Annotated in this window: 20 protein-coding genes; 14 read left to right on the top strand and 6 right to left on the bottom strand. The window is 63.8% G+C overall.

Annotated features, from left to right (window positions below; genetic code table 11):
• Positions 1-74: 74 nt before the first annotated feature.
• Positions 75-2576: a bifunctional acetate--CoA ligase family protein/GNAT family N-acetyltransferase gene (locus tag BLS41_RS29330; RefSeq protein WP_074770977.1), complete on the top strand. Its 2502-nt coding sequence runs from the start codon at positions 75-77 to the stop codon at positions 2574-2576.
• A 161-nt stretch (positions 2577-2737) separates the two neighbouring features.
• Here the strand turns inward: BLS41_RS29330 and BLS41_RS29335 are convergent, their stop codons facing one another.
• On the bottom strand, positions 2738-3283 hold the full coding sequence (locus tag BLS41_RS29335) for a hypothetical protein (RefSeq protein WP_074770978.1): 546 nt from the start codon (positions 3281-3283) through the stop codon (positions 2738-2740).
• Between the two features lie 132 nt (positions 3284-3415).
• Positions 3416-4204 (bottom strand): IclR family transcriptional regulator, encoded by a 789-nt coding sequence (locus BLS41_RS29340; protein WP_074770979.1) that lies wholly within the window; start codon positions 4202-4204, stop codon positions 3416-3418.
• 272 nt (positions 4205-4476) lie between these two features.
• Between BLS41_RS29340 and BLS41_RS29345 the strand changes: the two genes are divergently transcribed.
• The 9 genes from BLS41_RS29345 (at position 4477) to BLS41_RS29385 (ending at position 13626) form a co-directional block, all read left to right on the top strand.
• Complete coding sequence (locus BLS41_RS29345; protein ID WP_074770980.1) at positions 4477-5535, top strand: sugar ABC transporter substrate-binding protein; 1059 nt, start codon at positions 4477-4479, stop codon at positions 5533-5535.
• Positions 5532-7055, top strand: a complete 1524-nt coding sequence (locus BLS41_RS29350) for a sugar ABC transporter ATP-binding protein (protein ID WP_074770981.1) — start codon at positions 5532-5534, stop codon at positions 7053-7055. Before BLS41_RS29345 ends, BLS41_RS29350 begins: the two co-directional genes overlap by 4 nt.
• Positions 7045-8100 (top strand): ABC transporter permease, encoded by a 1056-nt coding sequence (locus BLS41_RS29355; RefSeq protein ID WP_074770982.1) that lies wholly within the window; start codon positions 7045-7047, stop codon positions 8098-8100. Before BLS41_RS29350 ends, BLS41_RS29355 begins: the two co-directional genes overlap by 11 nt.
• Positions 8101-8131: 31 nt before the next feature.
• Entirely contained in the window at positions 8132-8458 is a 327-nt protein-coding gene (locus tag BLS41_RS29360) for a UxaA family hydrolase (RefSeq protein WP_074770983.1), read from the top strand.
• Positions 8459-8500: 42 nt separating this feature from the next.
• The gene (locus BLS41_RS29365; protein WP_074770984.1) at positions 8501-9835 is read left to right on the top strand and encodes a UxaA family hydrolase; all 1335 of its coding nucleotides are present in this window, start codon (positions 8501-8503) and stop codon (positions 9833-9835) included.
• A gap of 179 nt (positions 9836-10014) precedes the next feature.
• On the top strand, positions 10015-11055 hold the full coding sequence (locus BLS41_RS29370) for an aldo/keto reductase (protein WP_074770985.1): 1041 nt from the start codon (positions 10015-10017) through the stop codon (positions 11053-11055).
• A gap of 10 nt (positions 11056-11065) precedes the next feature.
• Positions 11066-11896, top strand: coding sequence for an amidohydrolase family protein (locus BLS41_RS29375; protein ID WP_074770986.1), 831 nt, complete (start codon positions 11066-11068; stop codon positions 11894-11896).
• Between the two features lie 86 nt (positions 11897-11982).
• A complete protein-coding gene (locus BLS41_RS29380; RefSeq protein ID WP_074770987.1) occupies positions 11983-12726 on the top strand; it encodes an SDR family oxidoreductase in 744 nt (247 codons plus the stop codon).
• A 51-nt stretch (positions 12727-12777) separates the two neighbouring features.
• Positions 12778-13626 (top strand): ureidoglycolate lyase, encoded by an 849-nt coding sequence (locus BLS41_RS29385; protein ID WP_074770988.1) that lies wholly within the window; start codon positions 12778-12780, stop codon positions 13624-13626.
• Between the two features lie 107 nt (positions 13627-13733).
• Here the strand turns inward: BLS41_RS29385 and BLS41_RS29390 are convergent, their stop codons facing one another.
• A complete protein-coding gene (locus BLS41_RS29390) occupies positions 13734-14168 on the bottom strand; it encodes a PaaI family thioesterase (RefSeq protein ID WP_074770989.1) in 435 nt (144 codons plus the stop codon).
• Between the two features lie 267 nt (positions 14169-14435).
• On the opposite strand from BLS41_RS29390, the gene BLS41_RS29395 reads away from it, so the two are divergent.
• Positions 14436-16058, top strand: a complete 1623-nt coding sequence (locus tag BLS41_RS29395) for a methyl-accepting chemotaxis protein (RefSeq protein ID WP_074770990.1) — start codon at positions 14436-14438, stop codon at positions 16056-16058.
• Between the two features lie 121 nt (positions 16059-16179).
• On the opposite strand, the gene BLS41_RS29400 is transcribed toward BLS41_RS29395, so the two are convergent.
• A complete protein-coding gene (locus BLS41_RS29400) occupies positions 16180-16383 on the bottom strand; it encodes a cold-shock protein (RefSeq protein WP_007178724.1) in 204 nt (67 codons plus the stop codon).
• A gap of 219 nt (positions 16384-16602) precedes the next feature.
• Between BLS41_RS29400 and BLS41_RS29405 the strand changes: the two genes are divergently transcribed.
• On the top strand, positions 16603-16878 hold the full coding sequence (locus BLS41_RS29405) for a hypothetical protein (RefSeq protein WP_074770991.1): 276 nt from the start codon (positions 16603-16605) through the stop codon (positions 16876-16878).
• 115 nt (positions 16879-16993) lie between these two features.
• Here the strand turns inward: BLS41_RS29405 and BLS41_RS29410 are convergent, their stop codons facing one another.
• Both BLS41_RS29410 and BLS41_RS29415 read right to left on the bottom strand, forming a co-directional pair.
• The gene (locus BLS41_RS29410) at positions 16994-17317 is read right to left on the bottom strand and encodes an HNH endonuclease (protein WP_074770992.1); all 324 of its coding nucleotides are present in this window, start codon (positions 17315-17317) and stop codon (positions 16994-16996) included.
• A 51-nt stretch (positions 17318-17368) separates the two neighbouring features.
• Positions 17369-18475 (bottom strand): AGE family epimerase/isomerase, encoded by a 1107-nt coding sequence (locus tag BLS41_RS29415; RefSeq protein ID WP_074770993.1) that lies wholly within the window; start codon positions 18473-18475, stop codon positions 17369-17371.
• A gap of 249 nt (positions 18476-18724) precedes the next feature.
• Here BLS41_RS29415 and BLS41_RS29420 point away from each other — a divergent pair, with 249 nt between their 5' ends.
• Both BLS41_RS29420 and BLS41_RS29425 read left to right on the top strand, forming a co-directional pair.
• A complete protein-coding gene (locus BLS41_RS29420) occupies positions 18725-19411 on the top strand; it encodes an MgtC/SapB family protein (RefSeq protein WP_074770994.1) in 687 nt (228 codons plus the stop codon).
• Positions 19412-19826: 415 nt separating this feature from the next.
• Positions 19827-20048, top strand: coding sequence for a hypothetical protein (locus BLS41_RS29425; RefSeq protein ID WP_253189788.1), 222 nt, complete (start codon positions 19827-19829; stop codon positions 20046-20048).
• Positions 20049-20179 lie beyond the last annotated feature (131 nt).

Consider the following 20179-nt stretch of genomic DNA (forward strand, 5'->3'; position numbering starts at 1 on the left):
GCCTATCCTGACGAAATCGAAATCGCGCGCCGGGCCACCAGGCCGGCTTGTCTTTCTCACTTCGCGGAGTGCCCGTGACCGTTCGCAATCTCGACGCGTTGTTCCGACCCAAATCCGTTGCCGTGATCGGCGCATCACAGCGGCCCGGCAGCACTGGCGCGATGGTCTGGGCGCGTGTGCTGGAAGGCGGCTTCGACGGACCGCTGTGGCCGGTCAATCCGAAGTACGAAAACGAAACGCTCGGCGGCCATGTGGTGATCGGCGATGTCGGCGATTTGCCGCAAGCGCCAACCGTCGCGTTGATCTGCACGCCGCCCGCGACATGGCCCGCGATCATCCACAAGCTCGGCGGGTTGGGCACGCGGGCGGCGATCATCGTCGGCGAGGTGCGCTCCGACGACGACCGGCTGGCGCTGCGGCACGCGCTGTCGGCGGCGCGTCCGAATCTGCTGCGGATCGTGGGGCCGGGCAGTCTCGGCGTGGTGTCGCCGGGGCTGCGCGCGCATCTGGGCGCGCCGTCGTGCACGGTCAAGCCGGGAGGAGTCGCGTGGGTCTCGCAGTCGAACGCGTTGACCAACGCGGTGCTCGGCTGGGCGCAGGCACGCGGGCTGGGTTTTTCGCATGCGGTGGCGCTCGGCGGCGAGGCCGATGTCGATGCCGGCGACGTGCTCGATTACCTCGCTAGCGACCCCGGCACACGCGCGATCCTGCTCGAACTCGATTCGGTGCGGGCGGCGCGCAAGTTCATGTCGGCGGCACGCGCGGCGGCCCGCAACAAGCCGGTGCTGGCGCTACGCTCGGGCCGCGCTGATCCCGCCGACGCGCTCTATACCGCCGCGTTTCGTCGCGCGGGCCTGGTGCGCGTGGATGCGCTCGACGATCTGCTCGACGAAGTGGAAACGCTGGGCGTCGGGCGGGTCGCGGCGGGCGGCACGGCGACGCTGATCACGAGCGACCAGGGTCTGGCTACGCTGGCTTGCGACGCGTTCGCCGCTGCGGGCACGACACTCGCGCCGTGGCCGGATGAGGCGTCGGACGGGTTGCGGCAGGCGCTGCCGCATGCGGTCGGCGGCAATCCGCTGCAACTCGGCGACGACGCGCGTGCCGAGCAGTTCGGCGCAGCGCTCAGTTTGCTCGCCGGGCATCCCGGCACGGGCACGGCTTTCGTGGTCCATGCATCGACACATAGCGCGCCGGTTGGAGAAGTCGCGCAGGCGCTGATCGAGAATCAGCGCTTCGCGTATCGCGGCCTGCTCGCGTGTTTTTTCGGCGGACTGGATGCGGCAACGCGCGACGCTTTGCACGCGCAAGGGATTCCGGTTCACACGACGCCGCAGCGGCTCGCGCGCGCGTTCGCCCGTCTGGTCGATTACCGGATGGGTCGTGAGTTGCTGATGCAAACGCCGGAGGGCTTGCCGGAGCGGATTCCCGACGCGATCGATGCGGCTCAGGCGCAGGCTTGCGCGGCGCTGGCATCGGGTGAGTCGCAACTCACCGGCGCGGCGGCGGCGCGGTTTCTGGGGCGCTTCGGGCTGCAGGTCGAAGCAAACGACGGCGATGCGGGTGAGAACGGTGAATCGCAACTAACCGGCACGGGGGCGGCGCGGGTGGTCGAACACGAACCGCGCGTAACCCAAGCCGCGCCCTGCGGCTCGGAGGACCGCCCCGAACCCATCGTCGACATCGCCATCGAACTGCACGACGACGACAACTTCGGCCCGGTATTCCGCTTCACCGCGCCATCGGCCGACGGCATGTCCGAACCGCTGCGCGTCTACGGCCTGCCGCCGCTCAATCCGATACTCGCGCGCGATATCGTCACGCGTTCGCGCTACGCGCGGCTCGTCGGGCCGGAACCGGCTTTGAGCGCATTGACAGCGCTCTCGCAGGCGGTCTGCGACGTCAAGGAGATCGTCGGTCTGACGTTGACGCTGCGGGTCTACAGCGATCGCGTGACGGTCGCCGATCCCACGCTGAAGCTGGCGGCTAAACGCAGCCGGCTCGCGATCGTGCCGTATCCGCGTCGCTTCGAAGAGACGCTCGACTGGCAAGGCCTGAGAGTGACCGTGCGGCCCATCCGTCCCGAAGACGAAGCGGCGCATCATGACTTCGTCGAAGCGATGACGCCGGAAGATTTGCGTCTGCGATTTTTTGGCTCGGTAGGCAGCTTCGACCACTCGCAACTCGCGCGGATGACGCAGATCGACTACGACCGCGAAATGGCGCTGATCGCGACGGTCACGAGCGACGAAGGCTTCACGCGGACGCTGGGCGTGGTGCGCGCCGTCGCCGATCCCGACAACGAAACAGCCGAATTTGCGGTGGCCGTGCGCTCGGACCAGAAAGGCCGGCACCTTGGTCAGTTGCTGATGGAGCGGATCATCAAATACGCGCGGATACGCGGCATCCATTGGCTGGTGGGCGAGGCGCTGCGCGAAAACACGCCGATGATCGCGCTTGCCAAAGCGAGCGGCTTCACGATTACCCGGACCGAAGATCCCGGCGTGGTGGGCTTTCGCATGGCGCTGGATGAAGCAGTGGAGGGAAACGAGGAGGGGCTGCGCAAGGGCAGCTAGGGCAGCTATTGCAGCGAGCGGGCGGGCGCTGGATTGGCCCGCGACGCCATGCGGCTTGCACAGACCCGCCGAACCCGACAGGCCAAAGCCGCAACACGAAATTCATCCAGGGCGGCGGCCAGACACCGCCAGCCGCCTTGATCAAGCTCAACTCAACTTTCTCAGGCCGGCAACTTCGCCGCCGCTTCGTCGACCTGCGCGCGCGTCACCGACAACTCTTCGAGCAACGCCTCGGCATACACCGCGCCGGTCTCGCGCTCCAGACGCGCGATCGTCAGCGCGCAACGGTTCGCGTCCTTCAGCGTCGCGATAAACGACTTCACGGATTCGCCCGCCTTGAATGCGTCGAACAGCGGCACGCGGATATCGTCCGGCAGCGGACGCGCCGTCCACTGATACGGCTTGCCGTTGAACGTGAACGACGGCGGCAGCACGCGTTCTTTCTTCGCTGCCGGGATCAGACCGAACGTGCGCGCAGCCTCGCCGATCTGTTCCGCCGAAAACAGCTCGTCCGGGCCGATGTCGAATTGCTGGATAAAGGTCTCGATGCTTTGCATCGCCGCCGCGCGGTCGTCGCGGCGCTTCTGCGCGTGAGCGACGATGTCGCGCAGTTCGTCGGCTTCTTCGGCGGTGATCGTGAAGCTCGACTGCTTCTGCTGGAGTTCGGAAAAACGCTGGAATTCGGAATCGGTCAGAAGTTTAGCCATTGCTTATCGATGGGCGCGCATGAGCGGACTCACGCGGCGTAATTTTGAGAGGGTCGCCATTCTAAACCATGCGCGCAGGCGGTCCGCTTTCGACGAACCGCCGCGTTGTTGCCCCCTTTTTCACGGCACGGCCTACGCGGCGTCCTCGTGAAACATCGACAAAGCCTGGACCGTATCGCGCAGCAAGCCGGTGGCCGCTTCGAGCGTCGGTGCGACGTATTCGTCGATCCGCCGCAGATAAGGGCAGGTCAGCGCCGCGATCGCCTGGCCGGCCGGGCCTTGGATCGGGAACGTGACATCGGTCACGCCGAAGGTCTGCTGGCTGTCTTTCTGCGAGAAGCCGGCCGCGCGAATCCGCTCGCACGCGAGTTCGAGCGCTTCGCGGTCGATCGTGACTTCGCCCTTCACCTTGGTGTGCTCGGCCAGCATCTGCTGACGCTGTTCGATGCTCTGAAACGCGAGCATCACGCGACCCGAACCGGTGTCGATCAAGCCGACCCGCGACCCAAGCCGCACCGACATGCCCCACGTGCCGGGGCCGTCCACCTGCGCGATCACCAGCAGGTTGCCGCGGTCATACACGACCAGATGGCACGACTGCTCGGCGGCGTCGGCGAAACGCTGCATTAGCGGCAACGCCTCGGCGATCAGACGGTTCATCGGCGGATGACGGTGCGCGAGCGCATATAGCTTCAGGCTCAGCGAATAGCGGTCGCCGCCCGCCGAACGCACGACGTATTGCCGCGCGACCAGGCGTTCGAGCATCCGGTACATCTCGCTCGCGTTGCGTCCGAGCAGCTTGGTGATTTCCGCGCGCGTCAGCCCTTCCTTCTGCTCGGCGAGCAATTCGAGGATGTCGAGGCCTTTGTCGAGTGCGGGCGCGCGATAACGGTCGGCGTCTTCTTTGTCTTCTGCGTCCATCGTCAGCAAGTGTCTGTGAGCGTTTCTCATTATGTGGCGCGAGAAGGTACATGCGGGGCGATTCTCGGGCAACCGGACCCCGTCCAGGGAAAATACGGACGCCGATGCAGCGCACATTCCTTGACTTCAGAAAGTCCGTATATGAATAATACGTTCATTGGTGAATAAACACACGACAAAGCTCGCCAATAACGATAAGAAAGCGCAGGACGAAGTGCCGGCATCCATGACCGGTTCACGCAGTTCAACAACGCATAGCTGGAGACAACCCCATGTCGTTCGTCACGTCCCTCAAGCGGCCGCACGCGGCCCGTCGTCTGATCCGTCGTTCACTCTTTTCCGTTGCGGCTGCCGCGTGTGTGGCCGGCGTCGCCGTGAGCCAGAGCGCGCAAGCCGCCGAATCCGGCAAGATCGGCCTCGATCTGCCGCTGCTCACGTCGCCGTTCTGGCAGTCGTACAACAACTACCTGCCCAAGTACGCGAAGGACATGAGCCTGACCATCCTGGCGCCAGTCAACTCGAACGGCGATCCGGCGCAGCAGATCACCGACATGAACAATCTGCTGAACCTCGACGCGAAGGGCATCGTGGTCGGTCCGCTGGATTCGGCGGCGATCAGCCGCGCGCTCGACGCCGCCGCCGCGAAGAACGTGCCGGTGGTCGCCGTGGACGTCGCGCCGACGCAAGGCAAGGTCGCGATGGTCGTGCGCGCGGACAACCACGCGTACGGCGAGAAGGCGTGCAAGTACATCGGCGAACACGTGAAGTCGGGCAAGGTCGTGCAGATCATGGGCGACCTCGCGTCGGTCAACGGACGCGACCGCTCCGAAGCGTTTCGCGCTTGCCTGAAGGGTTATCCGGCGTTGTCGTTGCTGGAAATTCCGGCGGCCTGGAAGGGCGATGTCGCGGCCACGGCGCTCGACAGCCTGCTGACCGCCAACCCGGACGTGAAGGCGATCTACATGCAGGCGGGCGGCGTGTATCTGTCGCCGACGCTGCAAACATTGCGCCGCAAGCAGATGCTGTTTCCGGCCGGCGATCCGAAGCACGTCGTGATCGTCAGTAACGACGGCATTCCGCAGGAATTCGAAGCAATTCGCCGTGGCGACATCGACGCCACCATCTCGCAGCCGGCGGATTCGTACGCGAAATACGGGCTGTTCTATATCAAGGCCGCGCTGGCCGGACAAACCTTCAAGCCGGGTCCGACCGATCACGGCAGCAACATCATTCAACTGGCGCCTGGCCTGCTCGAAGATCAGTTGCCCGCACCGCTCGTCACGAAGTCGAATGTCGACGACAAGGCGTTGTGGGGCAACACGGTCAAATGAACGCGCCCACGTCCTTCGTGCAGCCGGTCGTCGAGGCGCTCGACGTCACCAAACGCTATGGCTCGACGGCCGCGCTGAACAGCGTCGGCATCCGCGTGATGCCGGGCGAGTCGCACGCGCTCGTCGGGCGCAACGGCGCGGGGAAATCGACGCTGGTGTCGATCCTCACCGGCCTGCGCAAGCCCGACACCGGCGAGGTGCGCTTCGGCGGCGTGGCCGCGCCGTCCATCGCGGATCGCGACGCGTGGCGCGAGCGCGTCGCGTGCGTCTATCAGCATTCGACGATCATCCGCGACCTGAGCGTTGCCGAGAATCTGTTCATCAACCGGCAGCCGGTGCGCGGCGGCAAGATCGACTGGCAAGCGATGCGCCGCGACGCGCGCGGGTTGCTCGACCACTGGAAAATCGACGTGCGTGAAGATGCGCGCGCCGGAGATTTGAGCGTGGAAGCGCGGCAACTCGTGGAGATCGCGCGGGCGCTGTCGTACGGCGCGCGCTTCATCATCCTCGACGAACCGACTGCGCAACTCGACGGCGACGAAATCAAGCGGCTGTTCCGGCGTATCAGCGAGTTGCAGCGCGAGGGCGTGACGTTTCTGTTCATCTCGCACCACTTGCAGGAGGTGTACGAGATTTGCCAGGCGGTGACGGTGTTGCGCGATGCGCGGCATATCGTCAGCGCGCCGGTGTCCGCGTTGCCGCGCGAACAGTTGATCGAAGCGATGACCGGCGAACGCGGCGGCCTCGCCGTCGCCGATGCGGCGGCGCGCGACAAGCTGCCCGCCGATACGGCGGTCGCGCTGAAAGTGGCCGATCTCGCCGGCTCCGATTACGACGGCGTGTCGTTCGCCGTGAGGCGCGGCGAAGTGGTCGGCCTGACCGGCGCGACTAGCAGCGGACGCACCAGCGTCGCCGAAGCGATTGCCGGTTTGCGCGCGGCTAAACGCGGCACGATCAGCGTCGACGGCAAAGTGCTGCCGCCCGGCGACGTGCCCGCCGCGCTTGCGCACGGCATCGGCTGCGTGCCGAAGGACCGGCATCACGAAGGTCTGGTGCTCTCGCAGTCGATCGCGGAAAACGCGTCGATGACCATCACGCGTCTGCTCGGCAAATTCGGCATCGCGACGCCCGCGAAAAAGAATGCGTTCGGCCAGAAGATGATCGACGCGCTCGGCATCGTCTCGCAAGGTCCCGAGCATGTCGTGTCGGGGCTGTCGGGCGGCAATCAGCAGAAGGTGGTGATGGCGCGCGCGCTCGCCACCAACCCGAACGTGCTCGTGCTGATCGACCCCACGGCGGGCGTCGATGTGAAATCGAAAGAAGCATTGCTCTCCGTCGTGGATCGCGTGCGCGAGGAGGGCAAGGCCGTGCTGGTCGTGTCCGGCGAACTCGACGATCTGCGTACCTGTGACCGCGTCCTGGTCATGTTCCGTGGCCGCGTCGCGGCCGAGTTTCCGGCGGGTTGGCAGGACCACGACCTGATCGCATCCGTTGAAGGAGTCAGTCTCCATGAAGAATAGTGTGCCCAGCCCGGCCTTCGGTACGGCGCAAGGTAGCGCGCAGGTGCAGGCGGCAGCGCCTGTGTCGCGCGGCAAACGTGCCCGCACCGAGCTCGCGCGTCTGCGTGAACTGGCGTTGTTGCCCGCGCTCGCGTTGCTGCTCGTGATTGGCGCATTCGTCAGCCCAAGCTTTCTGACGAAAGCGAATCTGATCAGCGTGCTCGGCGCGTCCGCTGCCTTGGCGCTCGTCGTGCTCGCGGAATCGCTGATCGTGCTGACCGGCAAGTTCGATCTGTCGCTCGAATCGACGGTAGGCATCGCGCCCGCAGTCGGCGCGATGCTGGTGATGCCCGCCGCGTCCGCGGGATTCGGCATGCAGTGGCCCGCGTGGGCGGGGCTGCTGGCGATCGTCGCGGTCGGCGCGGTGATCGGCTTCATCAACGGCTTTCTGGTGGTGCGGCTGCGGCTGAACGCGTTCATCGTCACGCTGGCGATGCTGATCGTGCTGCGCGGCATGCTGGTCGGCGCGACCAAAGGCGGCACGCTGTTCGATATGCCGCCGTCGTTCTTCACGCTCGCGACCACCATCGTGCTCGGCTTGCCGTTGTCGGTGTGGCTCGCGGCCGTGGCGTTCGCGATTGCCGCGTTCGTGCTGCGTTATCACCGGGTGGGCCGCGCGCTTTACGCGATCGGCGGCAACCCGGAAGCGGCTCGCGCAGCGGGGATTCGAGTCGAACGCATCACGTGGGGCGTGTTCGTGCTCGGCAGCATGCTGGCCTCGCTGGGCGGTCTGATCGTGACCGGCTACGTCGGCGCGATCAACGCAAACCAGGGCAACGGGATGATTTTCACGGTGTTCGCGGCAGCGGTGATCGGCGGTATTTCGCTCGACGGCGGCAAGGGCACGATGCTCGGCGCACTCTCCGGCGTGCTGCTGCTCGGCGTCGTCCAGAACCTGCTGACGCTCGCCCAGGTGCCGTCGTTCTGGATCCAGGCGATTTACGGCGCAATCATTCTCGGCTCGCTGATGGTCGCGCGTCTTGCCAGCGGCGAAGGCCAGAACTGATGCGCAAACGTACGCGTTACGGAGAACTTACTTGACCAGCCATCCATTGCCAACCGACTCGCGCCTGATCCTGCTCAGTCCCGCCGACAACTGCCTGATCGCGGCAGCGCGGCTCGATGCGGGCACGCAGGTGGAGATCGAAGGCGAGCGCGTCACGCTCGTCAGAACCATCGAGCTGGGTCACAAGGTGGCGCGCCATGAACTCGCGAAAGACGACAAGGTGCTGCGCTACGGCGCGGTGATCGGCCACGTGACCGGGGCGGTGGCGCGCGGCGAGCATCTGCACACGCACAACCTCGAAAGCGACTATCTGCCGACCTACACCCACGACGCGGGCCACGAGTTCGTCCACCACTGACAGGCGCACAATGGCGCGGTTCGACGCCGCGCAGGAACGATCATGACCGACATTTCCGTAGCAACCGCCGCAGCAATGAACGCAGCATCGGGCGCCACGCAGCCGATGCTGCAAGGCTATCTTCGCAGCGACGGCCGTAAGGGTATCCGCAACGTGGTCGCGGTGGCGTATCTGGTCGAGTGCGCGCATCACGTGGCGCGCGAGATCGTCACGCACTTTCGCGAGCCGCTGGACGCCTTCGACGATCCGTCCGCCGAGCGCGCACCGCCCGTGCATCTGATCGGCTTTCCCGGCTGCTATCCGAACGGGTACGCCGAGAAGATGCTCGAACAACTGACCACGCATCCGAATGTGGGCGCGGTGCTGTTCGTGTCGCTCGGTTGCGAGAGCATGAACAAGCATTATCTCGTGGACGTGGTGCGCGCGACCGGCCGTCCCGTCGAAGTGCTGACGATCCAGGAAAAGGGCGGCACACGCAGCACGATTCAATACGGCGTCGACTGGATTCGCGGCGCGCGCGAGCAACTCGCGGCGCAGAAGAAGGTGCCGATGGCGCTGAGCGAACTGGTGATTGGCACGATTTGCGGCGGCTCGGACGGCACCAGCGGCATCACCGCGAATCCGGCGGTAGGGCGCGCGTTCGATCATCTGATCGACGCGGGCGCGACCTGCATCTTCGAGGAAACCGGCGAGCTGGTGGGCTGCGAATTTCACATGAAAACGCGCGCGGCACGGCCGGAACTCGGCGACGAAATCGTCGCGTGCGTGGCGAAGGCGGCGCGTTATTACTCGATTCTCGGACACGGCAGCTTCGCGGTCGGCAATGCGGACGGCGGCCTCACCACGCAGGAAGAAAAGTCGCTGGGTGCGTATGCGAAAAGCGGCGCGTCGCCGATCGTCGGCATTATCAAACCGGGCGATGTGCCGCCGACCGGCGGCCTTTATCTGCTCGATGTCGTGCCCGACGGCGAGCCGCGTTTCGGCTTTCCGAATATCAGCGACAACGCGGAGATCGGCGAGCTGATCGCCTGCGGCGCGCACGTGATCCTGTTCACGACCGGACGCGGTTCGGTGGTCGGCTCGGCAATCTCGCCGGTGATCAAGGTTTGCGCGAATCCGGCGACCTACCGCAATCTTTCCGGCGATATGGACGTGGACGCGGGCCGGATTCTCGAAGGACGCGGCACGCTGGACGAAGTCGGCCGCGAAGTGTTCGAGCGGACGGTGGCGGTGTCGCTGGGCGAGGCATCGAAGTCGGAGATGCTGGGGCATCAGGAGTTCATTCTGACTTACAAGACTTTCGAGCCGGTTGGGCCGGCGTGCTTGCCGTCGAACGTGGCGGTGATGCAGCGGGCGGTGGCGGTCGAGACGCATTGAGCTGGATTGGCGGGGCACCGCGTCGAAGGATTCGCAAGCTTGATTCGCGGTCCTTTCGCGTGGTTGCTTCGACAGGACAATCTGTCCATGTGGCGGGCACATCTCGCTCACGCGTGGTAAAAATACAAACGCACAAGTGCATGGGGCCGGAGTTGGGGCTTGCATGGGAGACGCATTCAATGACGGCAAGCACCGTTTCAAAAGTCACGCAACAGCGCCGCGTCGGTCGCGGCGAGTTGCAGGTGAGCGGATTGAGCCTCGGCACGGCGCCCTTAGGCGGCCTGTACCGCGATCTCTCCGACGAGGAAGCGCACGCGACCATCGCCTCCGCATGGGACGCCGGCGTGCGCTATTTCGATACCGCGCCGCACTACGGCAACACCAAGGCCGAACACCGGCTCGGGCACGCATTGCGTCACTATCCGCGCGACGATTACGTGCTGTCCACCAAGGTCGGCCGCCGTTTCGTGCCGCGCACTTCACCGTTCGACGACCGCGAAGGCTGGCAAAATCCGCTGCCCTTCGAAGCCATCTACGACTACACGCACGACGGCATTCTGCGTTCGTTCGAAGACAGCCAGCAGCGGCTCGGTATCGTCGATATCGACATTCTGCTGGTCCACGATATCGGCCGTGTCACGCACGGCGACAACCATCCGCATTACTGGCGGCAACTGACCGAAGGCGGCGGATTCCGCGCGCTGGACTCGCTGCGCTCGTCGGGCGCGGTCAAGGCAGTTGGGCTGGGCGTCAACGAAGGCGCGGTCATTCTCGACGCGATGGCGGAGTTCGATATCGATTGCGCGTTGCTCGCCGGCCGCTACACGCTGCTCGAACAGACCACGCTCGACGACCTGCTGCCCGCCTGCGAAGCACGCGGCGTCAGCATCCTGTTGGGCGGCGCGTTCAACTCGGGCATTCTGGCGCGCGGCGTCGCAGGCGATCTGAAGTTCAACTACGGCGATGCGCCGCCCGACGTGATCGAGCGCGTCGCGAAACTGGAGGCCGTGTGCCGCGCGCATGGCGTGCCGCTGGCCGCCGCCGCGTTGCAGTTTCCGTATGCGCATCCGGCGGTCGCCACCGTGCTGACCGGCGCGCGCAGCAGTGACGAATTGCGCGAGAACGTGGCATCGTTCGAACTGCCGATTCCCGCAGAATTGTGGGCTGCGTTGCGCGAAGAAAGCTTGATCGACCCGCGCGCGCCCGTACCGAATAAATGAACTGACAACCATGCCCATCGACGCTCACCAGCACTATTGGGACCCCGCTCGCGGCGATTACGGATGGCTCACGCCGGAGTTGAAAACGCTGTACCGCAAGTTCGGCCCCGACGATCTCAAGCCATTGCGCGAACGGGCGGGTATCGAAAGAACGGTGGTGGTGCAGGCCGCGCCGACGCTCGCCGAGACGCACTATCTGCTGGATCTCGCGCGCAACGAGCCGTCGATCGCGGGCGTGGTCGGCTGGGTGCCGCTGCTGCTGGACACGGCACCGGATCTGATCGAATCGTTGGCGCGCGATCCGAAGTTCAAGGGCGTGCGCCCGATGCTGCAGGACCTACCCGACGACACGTGGATCGCGAACCCCGATCTCGCGCCCGCCATCGAAGCGCTGATCGCGCACGACCTCGCGTTCGACGCGCTGATCTTCGCGCGCCACGTCGAGCACATCGAAACCTTCGCTGCGCGGTTTCCGGCACTGCGCATCGTCGTCGATCACGGCGCGAAGCCGCCTATCCGTGACGGCGACGCGGGCTACCAGGTCTGGGCCGATGCCGTCGCGCGCCTGGCGCAGTTTCCGCAAGTACATTGCAAGCTATCCGGCCTCGCCACCGAAGCCTCTCCCGGCTGGACCGAAGACACGCTGCGCCCGTACGTCGGGCATCTGCTGAAATCGTTCGGCCCCGCGCGTCTGATGTGGGGCAGCGACTGGCCCGTGCTCGATCTGAACGGCGACTACCTGCTCTGGCATTCCGTGGCGACCACCTTGCTCGCGTCGCTGAGCGACGACGAGCGCGAAGCCGTTTTCGGCGGCAATGCCGCCGCGTTTTATCGAATCTGAATCTGGATCAAGCTCATAGCGAAGTCCGAAGCGAATTGTTTAACGAGGCATCAACGCAACAGCAGTCCATTCAACTGGAGCCGTAGATGACACAAAGACTGGCCGGCAAGACGGCCCTGATTACCGCCGCGGGGCAAGGCATCGGCCTCGCCACCGCCGAACTGTTCGCCCGCGAAGGCGCGCGCGTGATTGCGACGGATATCCGCATCGACGGACTCGCCGGCAAGCCGGTCGACGCCCACCAGCTCGACGTGCTCGACAACGCCGCGATCAAGGCGCTGGCCGCTAAAGTCGGCCCGATCGACGTGCTGTTCAATTGCGCGGGCTTCGTGCACGCGGGCTCGATTCTCGAATGCACCGAAGAAGACTGGGATTTCGCGTTCGATCTGAACGCGAAGGCGATGTTCCACACGATCCGCGCGTTCCTGCCGGGCATGCTGGAGAAGGGCAGCGGCTCGATCATCAACATGTCGTCGGCGGCGTCGAGCGTGAAGGGCGTGCCGAACCGCTTTGCTTACGGCGCGTCGAAGGCCGCGGTGATCGGTCTGACGAAGGCTGTGGCTGCAGATTTCGTCACGCGTGGTGTACGCTGTAACGCGATCTGCCCGGGCACGGTGTCCTCGCCGTCGCTCGAACAGCGGATCGCCGCGCAGGCGCAGGCGCAGGGCGCGTCGGTGGATGCCGTGCAGGCGGCGTTTGTCGCGCGCCAGCCGATGGGCCGTATCGGCAAGCCGGAAGAAATCGCCGCACTGGCGCTGTATCTGGCGTCCGACGAATCGGCATTTACCACAGGCCAGGCGCATGTGATCGACGGCGGCTGGTCGAACTGACGCACACACTGACTGAACCGAACACTACTGAACGTAAAGGGAAGTGCAACGATGAAACTGCTTCGTTATGGGCCGAAAGGCCAGGAAAAGCCGGGCCTGCTGGACGCGCAAGGCAAGATTCGTGATCTGTCGAAAGTAGTCGGCGATATCGACGGCGCCGTTCTGAGCGACGAAAGTCTCGCCAAACTGCGCGCGCTCGACCCGGCTTCGCTGCCGGTTGTCGAAGGCAATCCGCGCCTGGGCCCGTGCGTCGGCAGGATCGGCAAGTTCATCTGTATCGGCCTGAATTACGCGGATCACGCGGCGGAATCGAACCTGCCGGTGCCGAGCGAGCCGGTCATCTTCAACAAGTGGACGAGCGCTATCGTCGGTCCGAACGACGATGTTGAAATTCCGCGCGGCTCGAAAAAGACCGACTGGGAAGTCGAACTCGGCGTGGTGATCGGCAAGCCGGCCAAGTACGTGGACGAAGCGAACGCGCTCGACTACGTCGCCGGCTACTGCGTGATCAACGACGTGTCGGAACGCGAATGGCAGATCGAGCGCGGCGGCACGTGGGACAAGGGCAAGGGCTTCGACACGTTCGGCCCGATCGGCCCGTGGGTCGTCACGCGCGATGAAGTCGCCGATCCGCAGAACCTGAGCCTGTGGCTCGAAGTGGACGGCCACCGTTATCAGAACGGCAGCACGAAGACGATGGTGTTCGGCGTCGCCAAGCTGGTGTCGTACGTGTCGCAGTGCATGAGCCTGCAACCGGGCGACGTGATCTCGACCGGCACGCCGCCGGGCGTCGGCATGGGCGTGAAGCCGAATCCGGTGTTCCTGAAGCCGGGTCAGACGATCCGCCTCGGCATCGAAGGTCTCGGCGAACAAACGCAGAAGACCTACGCGGCGGAGTAACTCGCGTGTGATTCAGGTGGCCCGGTTCTGGCCGCCTGACGTAGCAAAGCAAAAGGCCGTTCCTTGCGTAAAACGCAACGAACGGCCTTTTTGCATCGGCGTCCGCATCAACCTGCCGGTTCGTGCTCGCCGGTGTCGCTGATCCGGTTCACCGTGCCCTGCGCGACCGCGACGAGTTTCTCGCGATTGCCGTCCATCACATAGACGTTGCATTGACAGGTCGCCTGATGCTGACCCGCGTAGACCACCTTCGCGCGCGCGATCAGCGTCCCGTTCACGACCGGCCGCAAGTAGTTGATCTTGTACTCGCCCGTCACGACTTTCGGCCCGAGCGACAGCGCGCCGGCGAACGTCAGCGCATTGTCTGCAAGATAGCTGATGACACCGCCATGCACGAAGCCGTGCTGCTGCCGCAATTCGTCGCGGATCGGCAGGCTCAGCGTGAGTTCGCTGGTGCCCGTATGCATCAGCTCTGCGCCCAACAGCATGCTGAACGGCTGGGCATGCAGTGCGCCGCGCGCCCGGTCGAGGAGGTCGGTCATCGTGATTCCTTCGGGCAGGGCCCGCTGCGAGCGATTGTGCGGTTGCGAAATGCAACCCTTACCCACTCTAGGAAGCCCGGACGCGCGGCGTCAAGGTGAATCGGCGCAGAGAGGATTACATTGTTGCGCCAAACGTTGTCAATCGACGAATTGCGCGACGAAAAGGGTATGTAAGCAGATCTTTAATGAAATTGGCCTCAAGTTGGATGGTCGCTTGCCGTAAACCCTGATATAGCTCTCCGTCTCTCATGCTTTCAAGGTTTTACGATGTTCAGCAAGATCAAAGTCGCCTCCGGGCTGTTGTGTGTTCTGGTCGCTTTCTGCGTATTTCAGCTCGTCACGGTGGGGCTGGGTTTCTGGTCGCTCACGCGTACGCATGACGACGTGGGCGACCTGTCGAGCATCGCGTTGAAACAGGTGGACGCGGTCAACGACACGACCCAGCGTCTGATGGACGCGCGGATCAACCTCTCGCGCGCCGGCACGCGCATGGTGCGCGGCGGCGGGGAACCGGCCGACATCGTCCAGCATGCGCGCGAGCAACTGGCGGCCGCCGACCAGTCGTTCAACGCGTTCATGAACGTGCCGAAGACCAGCGACGAAAACAGCGCCCGCGCGACCGCGCTCGCCGCGCGCTACAAGCCGCTGCACGATGCGCTCGGCGAACTCGTCCAGTATCTCGACGCGAACAACATCCAGGCGTTTCTGGATCAGCCCACCCAGTCGTTCCAGGACGCGTACCTGAGCGAGTCGCGCAACTTCGTGCAATTCGGCGACGCCGCAAGCCATGCATCGCTCGATTCGATCGACGCGCGCATGGCGACGTTCCGAGTGGTCAGCATCGCGATCCTGCTGGTGCTGGTGGCCGGCACGGTCGCGGTCTATGCAGCGCTTCGGCGTGGCGTGGTGGCACCGCTGGAAGAAGCGGGCCGTCACTTCGACCGCATAGCACAAGGTCGTCTCGATCAGCCGATCGCCGCACGCGGCACCAACGAAATCGGCCGCCTGTTTTCGGGCCTCGCCAAAATGCAGGCGAGCGTCGCGCGCACCGTGCAGACCGTGCGCGAAGCCGCCGACTCGATCCACCTCGGCGCCGACGAAATCGCAACCGGCAATGCCGATCTGTCGGCTCGTACGGAAAATCAGGCCGCCTCGCTGGAAGAAACCGCATCGAGCATGGAGGAGCTGACCGCTACGGTCCGCCAGAACGCCGAGCATGCCCGTGAGGCCAACGCGCTCGCCGGGACCGCTCTGGACGCGACGTCGCGCGGCAGCGAGGTGGTCAACGAGGTGGTCGACAAGATGCGCGGCATTGCGCGAAGCTCGGACAAGATCGCCGAGATCATTTCGGTGATCGACGGAATCGCGTTCCAGACCAACATCCTGGCGCTGAATGCGGCCGTGGAGGCGGCGCGCGCGGGTGAGCAGGGCCGTGGCTTCGCGGTGGTGGCAGGCGAGGTGCGTGGGCTCGCACAGCGCAGCGCGCATTCGGCGAAGGAGATCAAGACGCTGATCAGCGAGTCGGTTGCCGAGATTCAGGGCGGCTCGACGCTGGTCGAGCATGCGGGCGCGGCGATGAACAACGTGTCCGAGTCGATTTCGCGCGTCACGCAGATGATGGCCGAGATCAGCGCCTCGTCGCTCGAACAGAGCACGGGCATCGAGCAGGTCAACCAGGCAGTCGTGCAGATGGATGAGATGACGCAGCAGAACGCGGCGCTTGTTGAAGAGGCGGCGGCAGCGGCAGCTTCACTGCATCAGCAAACGCAGCAATTGAAACAAGCTGTATCCGTCTTCGAAATTTCAGAAACTGTGTTGCGTACGCAACAGCTCGACGACGTGCGCGGAGCAAATGGGGAATTTGCGTTGTCAGGAATGCGGGCGATCTAGTTTCGCGAACGCTTAAAAAGCAGGCATTCCAAACGCGATTGACCAAAGAAAATGGCCCGCCAAAGCGGGCCATTTTGCATCAGACGCAAGCGCCTTAGCGTGCTAGAAGTACCTTAGGTACTTAAGCCGGCTGGATGTTTGCAGCTTGCTTGCCCTTCGGGCCTTGCTTGACTTCGAACGTCACTTTCTGGTTTTCCTGCAGGGACTTGAAGCCGCTGCCTTGAACTTCCGAAAAGTGCGCGAACAGGTCTTCGCCGCCGTCGTCCGGCGTGATGAAGCCAAAGCCCTTTGCATCGTTAAACCACTTCACAGTACCTGTTGCCATTTTTGATCCAGTAAATGTTGTGTGTTGCATTCGCGTCCGCTATTTCTCAACACGAGATCGAGCGCGAAGTGAGAGTTGTATCACGTCTTAATGTTCGACGCCAATCAACCCGTATTCGGGTATTCCCAGGTTTGTGCCTTTTTGAGGCCTTCGAAAGCATTTGGAAGGGTGTTCCCGCCGGTAGGGTAAACTGCTTGTATTACTCTTTCGGGAAATACATTGACACATTATCAGCAAGAAGAACTTACGTCGTTCTGGAGTCGTTTGACCCCCTATCTGGCGATATTGGAGTCTAAGTCACCTGAAGAAGGTGCTCCTGACCCGGTCGGCCGCATCACCGTCGATACCGAAGATCGTCAGGCTTTTGCCCTTCATACAACCGATCGTCAGCCGCATGGCGAAATATCGGACACACCCACCGGACAAAGCGCAACTTATATGCGTTTTAAATCCTCCGACACCGGTTGGGGACCCTGGCAACGCGAAGAGTATTGATCGACCGGCCTGTCGGTTTATGTTCCCGGCATCGGTTGTGAACGCGTTGTGAGATGGTGGCCGGCGCCTGCCGGTCACGCGATGACCCCACTTTCTGCCTGTCAAACTGTCCGCCTTAGCCTTTTCTCGCGCTGCGGCGGCTGCGTTCGTAAAAATCATTCGGCTTTGTGCGAACCCAGCGGACAAACGTACGGACCGCTTCATCGGTGAGTAGCGCTTCGACCGTCGAGTAGCGCTGCGCCAGTTCGGTTTCGGAGAACAGCGCATGCAACTGACGATGGCAAATGCGATGTAAGGCAGCGACTTCCTTACCGCCCTTCGTTTTCGGCACCCAATGATGCAGATCGCGTTGGCTCGGTGGAATCGGGCGCCCGCATAACGGGCAGATTTCCTCTGCTGGCGGCGCTTGATACCAGGGTTCGGCGACTTTTCTGGCCATGATCAGCGCCCGCAGGCCCAGAAGAAAGGCAGCTTCGCGGATCGACTCCGTTCAGCCCGGCAACGCCGCGTAAGCCGTAGCCAGGTGATACGGCGTGGTGGACGGCATGTCGGCCCGCGCGACTTCGCCAGCCGGCGTTTTGCACTCGAACCAGCCTTCGGGCCGCAAAAAACGCTGCTGGTACAGCTCGATTTGCCTCGGCAGCGCGGCAAGCACGGCGGAGTCGCCGTGACTCGCCAACGCGCGCAGATACTCGGTTTGGGCCCAGATTCGTTGCGTCGCGTCCTTGATGTTGCCGGTTTCATAGAGCGAGGCGTACACGCCGCCGGTTTCCCGATCCACGCCATATTGCTGCGCAAAGCTGAACGCACGCGTGAGCGCTTCGGCGAGACCTGAACCTTCGAACTGTGCTCCGGCCTGCTTGACCAGCCAGAACCACTCGAACTGATGCCCCGGCTCCAGCCGGTTGTGGCTCGCGCCAATCGGCAATTCGGCGACGCAACCCGTCGGCTCATGCACGAAGTGATGCGCGACGGCGTCCGCCAGGCGACGCAGCGCCGCGCCGAACACGTTGTCGCGCGTGACTTCGCAGGCGGCCAGCCACGCTTCGGTCAGATGCATCAGCGGATTCTGGATGGGCGTGCCGGTGACGCTGCCGAAGTCCGCGGACATGGCCGCGTTGAACAGGTCGCCGGGCGCGGCGAAGTGCGACTGGATCAGCGCCGATGTGCTGTGCACGAGTTTCAGCGCGTCGCGGTTGCCGGACTGGCGGCCGTATTCCGCGCACGCGAAAACGACGAACGCGTGCGTGTACAGGTCTTTGGTGGTGTCGAGCGGGGCGCCTTCCGCGTCCACGCTATAGAACCATCCGCCGTGATGCGTGTCCTGAAATGTACGTGTCAGCGATTCGAACAGCGTTTGGGCGTGGTCGGCATCGCCTGCTTGCGAGAAGACGAACAACTGGCGCGCGCAGGCCATTGCGCGATAGCGCTCGACAGGCAGCGGCTGATGGTCGGCGCCGATCGCCTCGTAAGGCAGTTTCAGCGCCGTGTTGAAACCCGCTTCGCGCCACATGGGCAGCACAACGCCCGTAAAGTGATCGCGCAGTGTGTTGGCGAGAGCGATCGGCGAAGCGGCGGGAGGGTTCATGCTCGGCATAGTCAGTTTGGTCAAACACGGTGATTCGAAGCGCCTGCATCGCGGCACGTTGGCTGGCAAAGCTGCTGGCGAGCGCGGATGTTATCCGGTCGCGCGCGCTTAAGCGTCAACAGGCCGACCGTCGTCGCAATATGCGTTGCGAATGCACCCCGGCGGCGTGCGGCTTAGCATAAAGCAAACGGGTCCCGCTGACACGTCGTCGCAGGACTCGACACTGCTACAAAGCCTTTCCAATCAGGAGGAAAAACAATGCTGGGAAATCTCGAACTCGTCTCCCGTCTGGTGCTCGCCGCCGCGCTTGGCAGCGTGATCGGATTTGAGCGGGAACGGCTCTCGTGGGCGGCGGGTTTGCGCACGCACATGCTGGTCTGCGTGGGTTCGGCGCTCATTATGATCGTGTCGGCTTATGGCTTTGCCGAAGTGCTGAGCGGGGAGCACGTCGTGCTCGATCCGTCGCGGATGGCCGCGCAGGTCGTGTCCGGCATCGGCTTTCTCGGCGCGGGCTCGATCCTGCTGCGCGGTGAAATCGTTCGCGGACTGACGACGGCGGCGAGTCTGTGGTCGGTGGCCGCGATCGGGCTGGCGGTGGGCGGCGGTTTATACACGGCGTCGATTGCGGCGACCATCATCATTCTGATCATCCTCGCCGGCATCAAGCCGCTGGAGCGCCGTTTCATCACGGTCAAGCAGCGGCGTCAACTGACGATGATCGTCGAGCGCGGCGCAATGACCTTTCACACGCTGCACGACGAACTCGGCGCCGCGAGTCCGCGCGTCAAGCAGTTCGTGATGCAGCAAAGCGACGACTCGCCCGAGTGCGACGAGGTGATGATCACGCTGCATCGCGTGTCGAATACGGAGTATCAGGCGATCTGTTCGCGCTTGCGTCAACTGACCGGCGTGAAGGAGTTCCGGCAGGACGATGCGTCGACTTGAATGTGGCAAACGTCGCCGGATGGTTCTGGCGACTGCGCGACAACGCGGCCTAAAAATTCCAGCGCATTGACGGGCGACGCCCTGCGGCTGCTCCCCGGAGGCGACCGCTTTTACTCCATGGCAGATTTCGCAGCATCCCGGCAATCCGTGCATGTCGGATGCCGCTTCAAAGAGGCGCCGCCATCGCGCCATCCCCGCCGCGCCTGATAGGCACTGTAAGGCTTCCACTGTCCTCGAGCCCGTCGCGACGTGATCCCCCCGCTTTAAACTTTCACGACTGCGGCGAGACCAGACCGGATACGCCAGCATTTTGTTAGCGGGGAGCCATATGTCGGCTAAGGATTACAAATATTCAGTTGAAGAATTGCTGTGCGCGCTTTTGCGTGATCGAGGCATACACGAAGGACACTGGGCGTTGAACATCGAATTCTCGGCCACCGGCGCATCAGTCAAACCCGCCGACGACGCCGCGCGCACTCTCCCGGGCCTGATCGTGTCGATGAACGCGGCGGCGCTGGTGCCCGCGGACAGCGCCGCAGCCGGCGCGGTCGATGCCGCCGTCGTCAATCCGCGCAAGCGCACGCCGGCCGCGAGGGCATCGCGAGCCCGCAAGGTTGTACCGACCACCCTGCAATAAGATCAGATCCGGCCCCGGATTGGCTAAAAAAGGGACGTTGTCATGGTGCAACGCAACATCGGTAAAAATGCGCGCGACATCCCACCACACTAAAAAATTGCTGCATTGCACTAGCTTTTGCCTAGGGAAAA

This window comes from Paraburkholderia fungorum (assembly GCF_900099835.1).
In the GTDB taxonomy this organism is placed as follows: domain Bacteria; phylum Pseudomonadota; class Gammaproteobacteria; order Burkholderiales; family Burkholderiaceae; genus Paraburkholderia; species Paraburkholderia fungorum_A.